Source organism: Flavobacterium sp. (assembly GCF_043722275.1).
In the GTDB taxonomy this organism is placed as follows: Bacteria; Bacteroidota; Bacteroidia; order Flavobacteriales; family Flavobacteriaceae; genus Flavobacterium.
Genome location: NZ_JAYSPC010000007.1, coordinates 42,210 through 57,666 on the forward strand (window position 1 = coordinate 42,210; position 15,457 = coordinate 57,666).

Genomic DNA, 15,457 nt, shown 5'->3' on the forward strand with positions numbered 1-15,457 from the left:
AACTATTATGAGTACATTTTCATCAAGTCCAAATTTCGCGAATGGTTTCCCAACACCAGGACCGCAAGATCCAACATCACAAAAAGTTTTGGATCACATTTTTTTTCTTTCAGAAACTGATTGGAAAATAGCAAGAGAACAAGAGCATTTTGATTTCATTATAATTGGCAGTGGTTTTTGTTCTTTGGCTTTTGCCGAAAGAACTTTAGCCCAAAATCCAATGTCTAAAATTTTAATTATAGAGCGTGGACCTTTTTTCCTTCCGGAACATTTTCAAAATTTGCCAATTCCTTATCAACATGTATTAGGAGGATTATCAGAGACATTTCCGTGGACACTTTCTAGTAAAACTGCATTACAGCCCTCAGGAAATATCCAGTTTCAACACGGAATGATTCCATTTTTTGGAGGAAGAAGCATTATGTGGAGCGCCTGGTGTCCAAGACCAACTCAGGACGAAATGCAATATTGGCCACAAGAAACGATAGATGCAGCACGAGCACATTTTAAATCTGCTGAGATTTTATTAAATGTAGTCCCCGCGGACAAAATTGATAGTGATTTAGAACCTGTGGTATTAAAACACATTGCATTACAACGTCCTGTTTACGGATTATTACAAACAGAACTTCAGGAAATGCTGGCTTCTAATTTGAGCAAAGTAACATCAGCAACCCGAAGTATGGCAGCACCTTTGGCAGTAGGTTCGGGCGTGCAGGAAGGTTTAGATTTTGCAAAATTTTCAACTCCATCAGTAATGTTGGATCTTGCTATAAAACAATCCGGTTTAAGTAAAAATGGACAGGGAAGCCCATTAAAAATGGTTGGCAATTGTGTTGTAAACCGTATTCATCAGCAAGATGGAGTTGCTACTGCTTTAGACACTTCAAGAGGAATAGTAAATGTTGGCGATGCTAAAATAATCTTGGCGATGGGAACACTTCCTCCGGCAACGTTGATTTTAAATTCTTTTCCTCAGGTCAAAAAAGCAGGTGAACGTTTTACAGCACATTTTATTACATCAATAGTAGCACGTATTCCTCGTAAGGATTATGATTTTCAAAATCAATTAAACGAATTAGAATTGGCGGCAATTTATATGGCAGGAGTAAATCCGGAAAGCGGCATGCAATACCATGTTCAGCTTTCGGTTTTATCAGATAAAGATCCAATTAAAAACGCTCAAAAAGCAGCTCGTTATATGCCGGATGTTGTTGCTACAGCTTCAATGGCACAACTTACAAGTTCTGAAGATTATTTAGTATTTGTTTGTGCAGTTTTAGGAGAAATGGATTTTAGAAATCCGGACAATTATTTACGCCCAAATGGAGAATCTGATCCTACAACAAATGTTACGCTTCAGGCGCTAGCCAGTAAAACAGATTTACAAACCTGGGATACAATGGATCACGGTACTTTTCAAATGTTAGAAAATGCTTTGTCGCCAAAAGGAAGTTCAGCTGTTGAATACTGGCATGGAAGTTCAGACGAAGGAGTTTGGATGAGCGAACATCCACCTGTAAAACAACGCAGAGTTGGAGGATTAGTTCACGAAGGATCGAGTCTTTGGATTGGTAAAGACGGCGAAGGAGTTGTTGGTCTGGATTATCGCCCAAATGGAGTTGAAAATGTATATGTTACAGGTGGCGCACTTTGGCCGGCAAGCGGATCCTGGAATCCAACAATGACAATGGTTGCTTTGGCTCAGGATTTAGCCGATAATTTGCAGCATGAGTCTCTTACAAAAATTAAAATCGGTTCTAATTCATTTGTTTCAAATTAAGAAATTATGGAAAATCAAGTTTTAAACGAATTACTTGTTGATATAAATAATACGCCATTAAATACAATTCCGCTAATGACAGTGGCGGATGTTTTAGACAAAACAGATGGCGTATATTTTTGTATAAAAAATCATGATTCGGTTTTTTTATGGGTAAATAAAGATTTTGCAGATTTATTAGGGCAAAAGCAAGAAGATATTATAGGTACAAGAGACAATCGCTCAGCTCATGTGGCACATGACAAGGAAGTTATGGAAAGCGGTGTCGCTTTATTGAATTTTTATGAAACGATTCAGGTTACAGAACCTGATGGTTCATTAGCTGATTTAGAAATTGTGACACAAAAAGGACTTTTGCGCAAAAAGGATGGAAACGAAATTATTGGAATCACAGTATGTTTTTCTAAACGATTTCCTGATGCCAACAATCAGGCAGATCAATTGATTCAAAAGTTAAAAATGATCCCAACAGGAATTGGAGGTTATTTGGCAGCTGGTCCGGAAAGTGATTTGATACTTTTAAAAGAATCTTTACCGGAACGTTTTGCAGGAGATAGAAAAGCGTACTCAATTAATTATTTTCTTTTAAAAGAAGGAGAAGTACTCAGGATACATGCGTTGAATCAGGATGAACAATGGTTTTTTCATCAAGGAAGTGCAATCAAACTTCATGTTTTTTCAGATGATGGTGTATATTCCACTGTAACATTTGGAAGTGATATCGATCAAGGACAGTTTTTGCAAGGAATTGCACCTCACAATCAATGGTTTGGTGCAGAGTTGTTAGGTCCTGGCTATGCTTTGGTGAGTTGTAGTTTAGCTCCTGCCTGGGATAAAAGAGATAGTTTTCTTCCTGATACAAAACAAATTGATAAGCTAAAAGAGAGGTTTCCTGAACAATTGGAAATCATCAATAAACTTAAATAGGAATTAAAATGGAGTTGTTTGATATCGAACAACTCCATTTTTAAGATATTTCTAAAATATTCTTTCTAAAATAATTTCAAGAACACATCAACATGTATACACTAATTTCAAAATGGACTATTTTGTCTGGCAAAGAAAAAGAAGCTATAGAACTTCTAAAAAACTTGGCGGTAAAAGTAAAAGAGAATGAACCGGATACCTGGACTTATTTAGTTCATACTCCTGATTTTTCAGAAATCAATTTGCCAACTCCAGCTATTGGTGAAGTTGTGTTTTTTGAAATATATAAAAATAAAGAGGCTTTTACAGCTCATGTTGAAGGTCACGTTTTTCTGGATTTTGTTCAGCAACACGGAAATTTATTTTTAAATAATTATGGCAAACCTTATGTCACTCTGGAAATTTTAACAAATCAGGCAGGTTTTATAAGAACCGAACATTTTTTAAAATAGATTCTAAATAAAAAAAACCGAAACAGTAATGCTTCGGTTTTCTTTATCGTTTGTCTTCTTTTGAATAATTTGAAGGACCATTTGTGTCAATTGGATTCCCTAAAAAGTGAGGTTCCCGATTTCTTAAAACATCAAAAAAGGATTTAAAAATAGAAAGATATTCTCTACAGGTAACATATGTATATCCAGGATATTCTCCATTGTTTGCAGAATATCCAACTGATTTTATTCCAAGTTTTTGTCCGATATAAATGGCTCGGTTCAAATGATATTCCTGAGTGATTAAAGTCGCCTTCCTGATTTTAAAAATATGTTTGGCTCTATACATGGTAGAATAAGTATCGAAACCTGCATAATCTATGAATATTTTTGATGTGTCAACTCCATGATTAAAACAGTAATTTTTCATGACAGTTAATTCGTCGTATCCTTCACGGCCATTATCACCCGATAGTAAAATTTTATTTATTCGATTTGATTTGTACAATAAGATTCCCGCGTCAAGTCTGTCTTTTAAATATTTACCTGGTTGATTTCCAGTAATTCCGGCACCAAATATAATTCCGATATCATTTTTCGGAAACGTTTTTAGTGAATAAGATATGTGTTTTTTCGTTGAAGATTTTACATATACATTTACAGCAACAATCGCTATTAATCCTAGAATGAAGAGATAAACGATAATTTTAAAATATTTTTTCAATTTATAATTGTAGATAAAAGTTAAATAAAGCGGTGAAGATAAGTAATTTTATTTTTTAGAGTTTTACCTAGAATTGAACAAAAAAAACCGAAATATTTCTACTTCGGTTTTAAAATATCTAACATCACTATCCCGAAACTTCGGGAAATAATCTACAAATCTATAAAAGTCCCGCTCTTTTCAACAAAGCTTCCGGTTTTGGTTCCTGACCTCTAAAACGTTTGTACAAAATCATTGGGTGTTCTGTTCCTCCTTTTGAAAGTACATTGTCTTTGAATTTTGTTGCCACTTCATGATTAAAAATTCCTTTCTCCTGAAAGTATTCAAAAGCATCTGCATCCAGCACCTCAGCCCATTTATAACTGTAATATCCTGAAGAATATCCACCTTGAAAAATATGAGAAAAAGCAGTACTCATCGCATTTTCTTTTACATCCGGATACAATTGCGTATTAGCAAATTGTTCAGTTTCAAAAGTTTTTAAATCGTGAATATTAGTTGGATCTTGTCCGTGCCAAGCCATATCAAGTAAACCAAAACTTAACTGACGTAAAGTTGCTAAACCTTCCTGAAAACTGGCACTTTCCTTGATTTTCTGAACGTATTCAATTGGAATAATTTCTCTGGTTTCATAGTGATTTGCAAACAAAGCCAAAGCTTCCGGCTCGTAACACCAGTTTTCCATTATCTGACTTGGTAATTCTACAAAATCCCAAAATACAGATGTTCCGGATAAACTTGGGTAAACCGTATTCGCCAACATTCCGTGTAAACCGTGACCAAATTCGTGGAATAAAGTTGTTACTTCGTTAAAAGTCAATAACGAAGGTTTAGTTTCTGTGGGTTTAGTAAAATTACAAACGTTTGAAATATGCGGTCTTTCGTTTACGCCGTCTTTTTTATATTGTGATTTGTATGAAGTCATCCACGCGCCATTTCGTTTTCCTTTTCTTGGGAAAAAATCAGCATAGAAAATCGAAACTAAATTATTTTCAGCGTCTGTTACTTCATAAGTCGTCACTTCTTCATGGTATTTATCGATATCGAAAACCTCGGTAAACGTTAAGCCGTATAATTTTTTGGCAACCGTAAAAGCGCCATTCAATACTTTTTCTAATTGAAAGTAAGGTTTTAGTTTTTCATCATCTAAATTAAAAAGCTGTTGTTTTAATTTTTCAGAATAATAAGCGCCGTCCCATTTTTCTAATTGGTCGATTCCGTCCAGTTCTTTGGCGAAAGCCGTTAATTCTGCAAATTCTTTTTGAGCTGCAGGTTTTGCTTTTGCCAATAAATCATTCAAAAATGAGAAAACTTTTTCAGGATTTTGAGCCATTCTTTCTTCCAGAACAAAATGTGCGTGCGTTTTGTAACCTAATAGATTTGCTCTTTCATAACGCAATTTTGCAATTTTTAAAACATTTTCCTGATTGTCAAATTCATTATTCTGAAAAGATCTTGCTCCAAAAGCGATTGCCATTTTTTTACGTAATTCGCGATTGTCTGCATAAGTCAAAAACGGAATATAACTTGGATGATCTAAAGTAAAAATCCAACCTTCTTTTTCCTGGCTCTTTGCCAATAATTGTGCAGCTTCAATAGTTCCTTCGGGTAAACCGGCTAAATCTTTTTTATCAGTCAAATGCAATTCGAACGCATTGGTTTCTGCCAAAACATTTTCTCCAAATTGTAAACTTACCTTCGATAATTCCTTATCGATTTTGCGTAATTTGTCTTTTTTATCTTCAGCTAAATTTGCTCCGTTTCTGGAAAAGCTTTTATATTTTTTATCTAAAAGCGTTGTTTGTTCCGGATTTAAATTCAGACTTTCTTTTTGATCATAAACTGCTTTTATTTTAGCAAATAAAGCAGCGTTTAACGTAATGTCATTTCCAAATTCAGATAACAAAGGCGAAACTTCCTGAGCGATTTTTTGCATTTCGTCATTTGTTTCTGCTGAATTTAAATTGAAGAAAACACTTGAAAGACGATCTAGAATGTCACCTGAAAAATCCATTGCTACAACTGTATTCTCAAAAGTTGGTGCTTCGGGATTGTTTACAATTGCATCAATTTCGGCTTTAGCCAAAGCAATTCCTTCCTGAAAAGCAGGGAAATAATCTTCGATTTTTATTTGTGAAAAAGGCGCAGTATTATGTTTGTTAGTAAATTTTGAAAGTAAAATATTCATTATTATATAATTATTTTATTAATTGAAGTCGATATTTATGAATCCCAAAGATAGCAATTTATAAAAATCTATTCACCTAAACTAAATTGATTCTTGGCATAAAAAGCCGAAGTAAATTATGTTATAAATATGTTATTTATTGCTGAAGGAGATTTAAAAAACTTAAATTGTAAAAAAAGATTAGAATTATAAAATGCTAATCAGAAAATAATTGTAAAATAAAAAGTGATGAACTATCAAATTGTAATAAAGAATATCGATACTGTAAATGAAGTGGAAGGATATTGGTCAGATGAAGATTTTGTTCAATTATTAGAAAAATTCAACTATCCGGACGGTGCAACAGCGGATAAAAATAGTTTGCCGGAATTATTAGAAATGGCAATCTCAGATTATGAGCCTAATGAAGCTGCGGAAATAGTTTTGAAATATAAATTTAATGATGAGTTAAACGACGGACAAATTGAGCAAATAGCACACAATATGCTGATCGATAAAGTTTGTGAAGAATATCCGGTAATTGGTATGCAGGGTACTTTATTTCATGTTAATCAATTGCTTTTTAAAGCCTACAACGGAAAATTTCCAAATGCAAAAGCTTCTGTTGTTCATTTTTCTATGACCCCAACAGATGGAGAAGGACAAAAGTTAACAGCCGAAAATGTGTTGAAATTATTGAACAGCGGTTTGTCTGATAGAAATCTTATTAAAAGATTGTTTGAAACTCAAATATCCGGAAATATTCCGTTTCCAGAAGCCGAAGGTATTGTTTGGGAATTAACAACGAAAGATGATGTAAATTATAATCTGGTTACTTCAGAGAATTGGATAAATAAAGATGATATAACGGATTCTGAATTTGAAGCTGTTCTTGAGGATATTGAAGAGGAAGCGTAATTTTTGTTTTCAGTTTTCAGTCGCAGTTTATACTGAAAACTGCGACTGAAAGCTGAAAACTATTTCAAGCCTTCGGCGGCTTTATTAACCGCAGCTTTTAATTCTTCTTTATATGAAATAATTGTGTCAAGCACTTTTTTATCGTGACTCCCGATAATTTGTGCAGCTAAAATTCCGGCATTTTTTGCTCCATTTAGCGCAACAGTTGCAACAGGAACTCCGCCTGGCATTTGTAAAATTGATAAAACCGAATCCCAACCATCAATAGAATTACTTGATTTTACTGGAACTCCAATTACAGGAAGCGGCGACATTGAAGCAACCATTCCTGGTAAATGAGCTGCTCCTCCGGCTCCGGCAATAATTACCGAAATTCCGCGAGTATGTGCATTTTTACTAAAGTCAAATAATTTTTCCGGCGTTCTGTGTGCCGAAACGATATCAACTTCTGTTTCGATATTAAATTGTTTTAGTATGTCGATGGCATCTTGCATGACTGGCATGTCTGAGATGCTTCCCATTATAATGGCTACTTTGCTCATGTGATTTTATTGTTTGAAAACTGTTTGTTTTTGTTTAAAGTTTCAGGTTTCAAGTTGTGAACTGGAAACTGTTAACCGAAAACTATTCACTAATTACCTTAATCGTATTTTTAACTTGTTCAGCAATTTTTCTTGCTTCGCTCATGTCTTCGTTTACGATTGTTACGTGTCCCATTTTTCTGAATGGGCGAGTTTGTTTTTTACCGTAAATGTGTGGTGTAACGCCATTCCATCCTAAAATGGTTTCGATGTTTTCGTAAATTACATCTCCGGAAAATCCTTCGGCGCCAACTAAATTTACCATTACTCCGGCAACTTTACTATCTGTATTTCCTAACGGAAGATCTAAAATAGCACGTAAATGATTTTCGAATTGTGATGTATAACTGGCTTCGATAGAATAATGACCGGAATTGTGCGGGCGTGGAGCGACTTCGTTTACCAGGATTTCATCTTCGTTAGTTTGAAACATTTCAACGGCAAGAAGACCAACATGATTGAATTTTTCGGAAACATTCAAAGCAATTGCTCTGGCTTTTTCGGCGATTTTTTCATCGATTCTGGCGGGGCAAATTACATATTCTACCTGATTTGCTTCAGGATGAAACTCCATTTCAACAACAGGATAGGTTTTAATTTCGCCTGACGAATTTCTGCAAACTATAACCGCTAATTCATTCTTGAACGGAACCATAGTTTCTGCAATACATTCTACATTTGGTAAATCATCCAGGTCAGAAATATGACGAATAACTTTTACGCCATTTCCGTCATAACCAAACTCGCTACATTTCCAGACAAACGGAATTGTGATTTCGTTATTTCCAATAGATTTTTGCAAATGATGGTGATTATCAAATCTTAAATAAGCTGCTGTTGGAATATTGTTTTTAATGTAAAAATCTTTTTGGATTCCTTTATTCTGAATTCCTTTTAAGGTTTTTGGAGACGGATATACTTTTACACCTTCTTTTTCAAGTTGGGTTAAAGCTTCAAGATTTACAAGTTCAATTTCGAAAGTAAGAACATCAACCTGTTTTCCAAAATTGTAAACCGTTTCATAATCCATTAAATCGCCCTTGAAGAATTTATTGCACGCAATTTTACTTGGAGCTTCGTCACTTGGATCTAAAACATAAGTTTGTATGTCAAATTTTCGAGTGTCAAACAATAGCATTTTGCCCAATTGTCCGCCACCTAATATTCCTAATTTAAAATCAGAAGAAAAATAATTCATTGTAGTTGTGTTTCTGCAAAGATAATTGATAAAATAGAAATGCCAATTTATTGTACGTTGAATTGCTGTTTTTTCATATTAATAGTATTAAAAAAAATGATTGTTGAAATCAATGATTATTTTAAGAATATCTGAAGTAAAAATTTTGTTTTTTATCACTGAATCATTAGGTTTGACGTGATTTTAACGGCTTTAGATTTTAATAAAGTAAATGACTACAAACGATTGGGCAAAGCATATTCATAAATTTCTTTTTCTTTTAAAAGATGACTTTTTCGAATTACCGTACTTGTCTAATTCTCCTCAGGTGATGTTAGACAGTCTTATAAAACTGCCCATAATTAAGCATAATCCCTTAACGCAATTAATCACAACAAATAATGCTTTCTGGAAAGGTAAAATGCGTTATCAAAAGATGGAAGACGGTTTCTGGATTTTAGAAACCAATATTGCTTTGAAAGAAAATATACTTGCGAAAGCCATCTACACAAAGGATCATCTAAAAGATTATTATATTTTATCGTTTTCTGTTTTCGAATATAAATTCCCTTTTAAAGATTCTGAAGACATAATATTATTGAGTACTTGTTGGACTTTTTATAAACCGGAAACCGAAATTGCAACTTATTTTTATAAAGGAACCGAAGGCAAATTTTTTAATATTGCCATGAATAAAGAGTGGGTTGATCAAAATATTAAATCCGGTAAATTTTGCGGAAAAGGTGTTTTGGAAAGTTTTTTTAATACCCAAAAAGGTTTTTATACATGGTTAGATATTGCTCCAAAAGCACATGTTTTATCTAAAAAAATATCGAAAATCTTAGAAGCCGAAGATGAAATAAATCTAAATACGCAGGAATTACGTAAATCTTGTATGAAGTTGATTACAGAGTTTTTTAAAAATTCTTTTGAAGATAGTCGGATTGCAGATAATATTTCACTGAGCAATTTAGATTACTATAATGTAGCTAAAGCCGAGAAAATTATTTTGCACAATCTGCAATCTAATTTTTTGGGAATTGATAAAATAGCATCAGAAGTGAATACATCTCCAACAAAATTAAAAGCCGATTTTAAAATTGTATTTGGATTCTCAATGCTTCAATATCACAAGGAAAAAAATATGCTTCTTGCTAAACAGCTTCTTCAAAATTCTCAAGTCGAAATTCAAATGATTTCTGCGATTACAGGTTATGAAAGTGCCAGTAAATTTACGTCAGCATTCAAGAAAAGATTTGAAATGTTACCTTCCGCTTTTAGGGAAAATTAAAATTTGAGTATTATTATATGAACGTAGTAAAGTGGGTTAAATTTATAAAAGATAATATCAACTTTTACAGAGATGGTTTTTTTGAATTGCCCTATTTATCAAATTCTCCTCAGGTTATTGTACAAAGTATTGTCAATTCTCCATCTATTAGGCATGATGTCGAAGAACAGGCGGTTTACAGAAACAATCCTTTCTCTCACGGAGTAATGCGTTATCGTGAAATCGAAGAAGGTTTTTGGATTATTGCGACAAGTATTACTTTTAAGAAAAACGTGATGCTAAAAGCTATTTATGATGAAGATTTTCCTATCGATTATTATACACTTACATTTTCGGTTTTTGAAAGTGAAGTAAAACTCCAGAATACATTTGCAGATAAAACTCCTTTTTCGAGCAAATATTGGGGATTTAAAAAGCCCGGAACTCCAGTTGGTGCTTATTTTTATAAAGGTTCTGAATGTGAGTTTTATTTATATGCTTTTAATAAAGAATGGGCAGAACGTAATTTTGGCTTTGAAACACTTCCCGAAGACAATCATATTAAAAAATTCCTTAATTCAGATAATGGATTTATTACCTATCAAAATATTGTGCCTAATGCAGCAGAATTATCAAAGGAAATTTTGATTAATTTAGAAAACAATAAACGTGATTTATTTAGTAAATCAATTTTAAAAACGCAGGCATTTCAGCTTGTTTCAACTTTTTTTAAAAATGCATTGTTAGATCAGCGGGAAGGGAATTATTTGCCAATTGATACTCCAGATTATCGAAAAATTGCAAAAGCCGAAAAACTAATTTTAGATACCATAGCAATTCCCTTTTTAGGAGTAGAATATATTGCTGAAAAAGTGGAGATGTCTGCAACTAAACTCAAATTAACTTTTAAATCTGTTCATGGAGTGTCGATGATGCAATATCATAAAGATAAGAAATTACTTCTAGCCATGCAGATGATCCAGAATACTGATATGCAGATCAAAAGTATTGCCTTGGCTACGGGTTATAAAAGTTCCAGCAAGTTTACGGCGAATTTCAAAAAACGTTTTGGAAAAATGCCTTCTGAAATACGGCCGTAATCACTATAAAATTCTTTCTTTTCTTGATTTTTTCAATCCTAAAGCTGATTTTTTTCAATGACTTTATGAACACCGTATTTATACCTGTTTTTGTTTTTAGTTTGTTGATTTTCAGTATTTTAAAATGTATCATTTTTAAGTTTTAAACAGCCTTGTTAATACGGTAAATTTTGTTGGTCGTTTCGGGCTATCGATGTGTCCGAATGGGCTATTCGGCGTTTAGATTTCGATATAATTTTGTTCGATAATCTTAAACCAGCCAAATATGATATAACAATACTCTGCAGGGCGAATAAGTTTTCGCCATTTTCAAAAAACGTTGCATTTCGAATTTGCATAAAACAATGCAAATTGTTATTTCAAATAGTTTTTAAATTTCCCTTTTAGTTTCAAAAATTTGTCTCAGGACAAGTAAAACTCCATTGTTAGCAACAATTTGGAGAGGATATTTATTGCTGTTTGCGAAATGAAAAATACAGAGATTACAAAAACCAAATTCAATAACAAACCATATTTAGATATGAAAAAAAAGATTTTATTAATTATTATAATTGTCTGCTTGCAATGGGTTACGAGTTTTGCCCAACAAGTAGTTACAAGTTTAAACTATACCGGAAATGTACAGACTTTTACGGTTCCGGCAACTTCTACATACAGATTAGAAACATGGGGTGCGCAGGGTGGAAATGACCCGGCAAATCCAACTACAGTATTTGGAGGAAGAGGTGGATATTCAAAAGGAGAACTTACCTTAACAGCCGGTACGGTATTATACATTTATATTGGAGGTCAGGGTATAGGATGTACGGCCTCAAGTTGGAATTCAACTGGGGGAGGAGGATCCTCTGATATTCGTCTTGTAGGCGGAGCGTGGAATGATAATGCTGGATTGTACTCAAGAATTATTGTCGCCGGTGGAGGTGGAGGACGTCACGGAAAAAACTATGAAAATGCTACTTATTTAGGTAATGATGGAGGTGGTGAAAATGCACCATCATTTACTGTGTATGGTAGTAATGCGACTGGAGCTGATCAGACTTCAGGCGGATCTTCAACTTATGGTTCATCGGTTGTTCCTGGTTCATTTGGATACGCTAATCCTGGAGTTGAATCAAATACATGCTCTGTAGGGGGATGGAATGGTGGAGAAAGAGGAAGTGACAATTGGGCACATGGTGGTGCTGGTGGTGGCTGGTATGGTGGCGTTCAAAGCTGGCCAGCAGGTTCCGGTGGTTCTGGTTATGCACTTACAGCTACTTCTTATAAGCCTGGAGGTTATACACCCGGATCAGATTATTATATGGATAATACGCAACTTATAGCTGGAAATACTACAATGCCAGATCCTGCCGGTGGAGATATGACAGGGCGTTCAGGCAATGGGGCTGTTGTTATAACGCAAATATATTCAGCAACTATTTCTCAAGCTATAGATGTTGTATGCAGTACTGATACAACAGGGGAAATTACGGTAGGGGTAAATGGAGGAGCAGCTCCTTATACTTATGCCTGGTCTCCAAACGTTAGTACAACCGATACCGCTTCAGGTCTTGGCGTTGGCACATATAGTGTAACTGTAACTGATGTAAATAATCTTGAGACTACAACTTCATTTACTATCGCAGCTACTGATAATATAAAACCAACTGCCATAGCTAAAAATATTACAGTTCAATTAGATGTTAATGGTAATGTAACGGTAAATGCTGCCGACTTAAATGATAACAGTACAGATAATTGCGGAATTAGCAGCTATAAACTAGCATCCGGAAGTGTTGGTAATGCTTGTATGACTATCGGAGAAGGTGGTAATTTACAGCTTAAAGCACCTGCTAAAAGTATTTTTAATAACGTTTTATTTGCCAGCTATGGAAATCCAACAGGAGCTTGTGGTAATTTTGCAATAGGGTCTTGTCATGAAGCTAATAGCGTAAATATCGTTTCTCCTTATATAATAGGAAAAAGCTCTGTAAATATTTTAGCAAGCAATGTTCTTTTTGGAGATCCTTGCAACGGAACGGGTAAAACATTAGCTGTAGAAGCGAGCTATAGTCCGGTAGTGGGTTCTGAGGCGACTTCGATAAACTATACTTGTGCTGATATTGGGATTAATGACGTTGTATTATTTGTAACTGATAATAACGGAAATATTTCAACAGTAAATGCAACAATAACAGTTCAAGATGTTACAGCCCCTATTATTGTTTGTCCGGTAGACATTACAGTTAATAATGATCCCGGAATTTGTACAGCAAATATTGTAATTCCTAAACAAGGTACCGGAACTAATCCTCCTAAAGTATTACTGGTTGCAGCTGACGAGCAATCTTGGACTACAGAAGTGCAAAATAAATTAATTGCAACGGGAGCTTTTACTTCAGTTGATATTTTTGATGCGAATAATGGGACACCGGATATGGCGCTTTTAGCAAATTATCAAGCCTTGTTAGTTTGGACAGATAATACTGTAAATGACCCAACACTTATGGGAGATAATTTAGCACAATATATTAATAATGGAGGAGGTGTTGTATCAATGACATTTGATATTGCAAGTGCTCCAATCTTAGGAGCCTTTAATACAGATGCGTATCGTTGTCTAATGCCTGATAATCAAATAGATGGTTCTATGGAGTCATTAGGAACGATTTATGACGCAACGCATCCAATTATGAAAAATGTGCTAAGTTTTAATGGAGGAGACGCTAGTTTTAGAAGCAATTCTAATACATTAGCAACCGGAGCCGTTAGAATAGCTGACTGGACAGATGGATCGCCATTAGTAATAATTAAAGAAAATGTTGGTTTATTAAAAGTTCGCAGAGCAGATTTAAATTTTTTCCCTCCTTCTACAGATTCACGATCTGATTTTTGGGATAATACTACGGACGGAAATTTACTAATGAAGAATGCCCTTCTGTGGGTTGCCGGAACATCTACCTTAGATAAGTGCTCCATTAGAACAACCAATAATATTACCGGAACAGACGATGCCTCTGGAATATATCCTATAGGAACTACCGAAGTGATTTGGACAGCTACTGATGGTTCTGGGAATTCATCGACATGTACACAAAAAATTATAGTAACCGATAATCAAATTCCGGTAGTCACTTCTAACGGTGATAAAAATGTAAATGTTGATGCAAATGTTTGCGGTGCAAGTGTTACAGTTTCGGCATCTGCTACGGATAATTGCACAATTGCAACTCCAATAGGAGTAAGAAGTGATGCTAAACAACTTTCAGATGTTTATCCGGTAGGAACTACAACAATCACATGGAATGTAAGTGATGCAAATGGGAATGATGCTGTCCCAGTGATTCAAACCATAATAGTTACAGACAATGTTAAACCAACAGTGGTTACAAAAAATATAACTATTCAACTTGATGTTACAGGAAATGCTACAATTTTAGCTTCTGATGTTAATAACGGAACTACAGATTCATGTGGAATTTCAACTTTAACTGTTTTGCCAAATACATTCTCTTGTTTAAGTATTGGGGCTAATGTAGTAACATTAACGGCCACAGATATAAATGGAAACGTTTCTTCGGAAACAGCAACAGTAACAATAGAAGATAAAAATAAGCCGATTGTTTTAACAAAAAACATCAATGTCAAACTTGATTTGTCAGGAAGTGCTAAAATTTTGGCTTCAGATGTTGATAATGGGTCCATAAATGTTTGTGGTGGAGTACCTGTTCTGACAATTTCTCAGACTGCATTTACTTGTGCAAATATGGGGGCGAATACGGTAACTCTTACAGTTAAATCTTCAAACGGAGAAGTAGCAACAAAAACAGCTATAGTAACTGTTTTTGAAGATATCGTTCCGATAGCCTTAACTAAGGATATTACAATTACTCTTGATGATACAGGAAATGCATCCATAACAGCTGATCAAATTAATAATGGAAGTTCAGATAATTGTGGTATTGACATAGTTACGCTGGATAAAGTTTCTTTTGATTGTACCAATATTGGAATCAATACAGTTCTTTTAACTGTAGCGGATAAAGCTGGAAATAAAGCTTCGGCTAATGCAAAAGTTACTGTTAAAGGTAATAATAATACTGGTGATGGATGCACTTCTAAACAATTGAACATTTCTCAGGCTTTTACTCCAAACGGAGATGGTATAAATGACACATGGGTAATTTCGAATATCGAAAATCATCCTAACTCAGTTGTACGTGTTTTCAATCGTTGGGGAGCAGAAGTATTTACTTCAAGAAATTACCAAAATGATTGGGATGGACATTACAAAGGAAATTCCAGCTCTTTACCGGATTCAAGTTCATATTACTATCAAATTGATTTAGATGGTGATGGTTCTATTGATAAAGAAGGTTGGATCTACATTAACAGGTAAT

11 protein-coding genes are annotated in these 15,457 nt (G+C 34.4%); 7 read left to right on the plus strand and 4 right to left on the minus strand.

The window, feature by feature from the left end; genetic code table 11:
• Positions 1-7: 7 nt before the first annotated feature.
• The 3 genes from ACHZDT_RS00895 to ACHZDT_RS00905 all read left to right on the plus strand — a co-directional run bounded on the left by ACHZDT_RS00895 (position 8) and on the right by ACHZDT_RS00905 (position 3,162).
• The gene (locus tag ACHZDT_RS00895; RefSeq protein ID WP_394772779.1) at positions 8-1,783 is read left to right on the plus strand and encodes a GMC oxidoreductase; all 1,776 of its coding nucleotides are present in this window, start codon (positions 8-10) and stop codon (positions 1,781-1,783) included.
• 6 nt (positions 1,784-1,789) lie between these two features.
• A complete protein-coding gene (locus ACHZDT_RS00900) occupies positions 1,790-2,710 on the plus strand; it encodes a cupin domain-containing protein (RefSeq protein WP_394772780.1) in 921 nt (306 codons plus the stop codon).
• Between the two features lie 92 nt (positions 2,711-2,802).
• The gene (locus ACHZDT_RS00905; protein ID WP_394772781.1) at positions 2,803-3,162 is read left to right on the plus strand and encodes a putative quinol monooxygenase; all 360 of its coding nucleotides are present in this window, start codon (positions 2,803-2,805) and stop codon (positions 3,160-3,162) included.
• A gap of 43 nt (positions 3,163-3,205) precedes the next feature.
• Here ACHZDT_RS00905 and ACHZDT_RS00910 read toward each other — a convergent pair whose 3' ends face one another.
• Both ACHZDT_RS00910 and ACHZDT_RS00915 read right to left on the minus strand, forming a co-directional pair.
• The gene (locus tag ACHZDT_RS00910; protein ID WP_394772782.1) at positions 3,206-3,865 is read right to left on the minus strand and encodes a vancomycin high temperature exclusion protein; all 660 of its coding nucleotides are present in this window, start codon (positions 3,863-3,865) and stop codon (positions 3,206-3,208) included.
• Between the two features lie 160 nt (positions 3,866-4,025).
• The gene (locus ACHZDT_RS00915) at positions 4,026-6,053 is read right to left on the minus strand and encodes a M3 family metallopeptidase (protein WP_394772783.1); all 2,028 of its coding nucleotides are present in this window, start codon (positions 6,051-6,053) and stop codon (positions 4,026-4,028) included.
• Positions 6,054-6,281: 228 nt separating this feature from the next.
• Here ACHZDT_RS00915 and ACHZDT_RS00920 point away from each other — a divergent pair, with 228 nt between their 5' ends.
• Positions 6,282-6,950 (plus strand): hypothetical protein, encoded by a 669-nt coding sequence (locus tag ACHZDT_RS00920; RefSeq protein WP_394772784.1) that lies wholly within the window; start codon positions 6,282-6,284, stop codon positions 6,948-6,950.
• Positions 6,951-7,009: 59 nt separating this feature from the next.
• Here ACHZDT_RS00920 and purE read toward each other — a convergent pair whose 3' ends face one another.
• Entirely contained in the window at positions 7,010-7,492 is a 483-nt protein-coding gene (purE, locus tag ACHZDT_RS00925) for a 5-(carboxyamino)imidazole ribonucleotide mutase (RefSeq protein WP_132036326.1), read from the minus strand.
• A gap of 82 nt (positions 7,493-7,574) precedes the next feature.
• Complete coding sequence (locus ACHZDT_RS00930; RefSeq protein ID WP_394772785.1) at positions 7,575-8,729, minus strand: 5-(carboxyamino)imidazole ribonucleotide synthase; 1,155 nt, start codon at positions 8,727-8,729, stop codon at positions 7,575-7,577.
• A 211-nt stretch (positions 8,730-8,940) separates the two neighbouring features.
• Here ACHZDT_RS00930 and ACHZDT_RS00935 point away from each other — a divergent pair, with 211 nt between their 5' ends.
• The 3 genes from ACHZDT_RS00935 (at position 8,941) to ACHZDT_RS00945 (ending at position 15,456) form a co-directional block, all read left to right on the plus strand.
• The gene (locus tag ACHZDT_RS00935; RefSeq protein WP_394772786.1) at positions 8,941-9,999 is read left to right on the plus strand and encodes a helix-turn-helix domain-containing protein; all 1,059 of its coding nucleotides are present in this window, start codon (positions 8,941-8,943) and stop codon (positions 9,997-9,999) included.
• A gap of 17 nt (positions 10,000-10,016) precedes the next feature.
• Complete coding sequence (locus ACHZDT_RS00940) at positions 10,017-11,078, plus strand: helix-turn-helix domain-containing protein (RefSeq protein WP_394772787.1); 1,062 nt, start codon at positions 10,017-10,019, stop codon at positions 11,076-11,078.
• 520 nt (positions 11,079-11,598) lie between these two features.
• Entirely contained in the window at positions 11,599-15,456 is a 3,858-nt protein-coding gene (locus ACHZDT_RS00945) for a glycine-rich protein (RefSeq protein ID WP_394772788.1), read from the plus strand.
• Position 15,457: the final 1 nt, after the last annotated feature.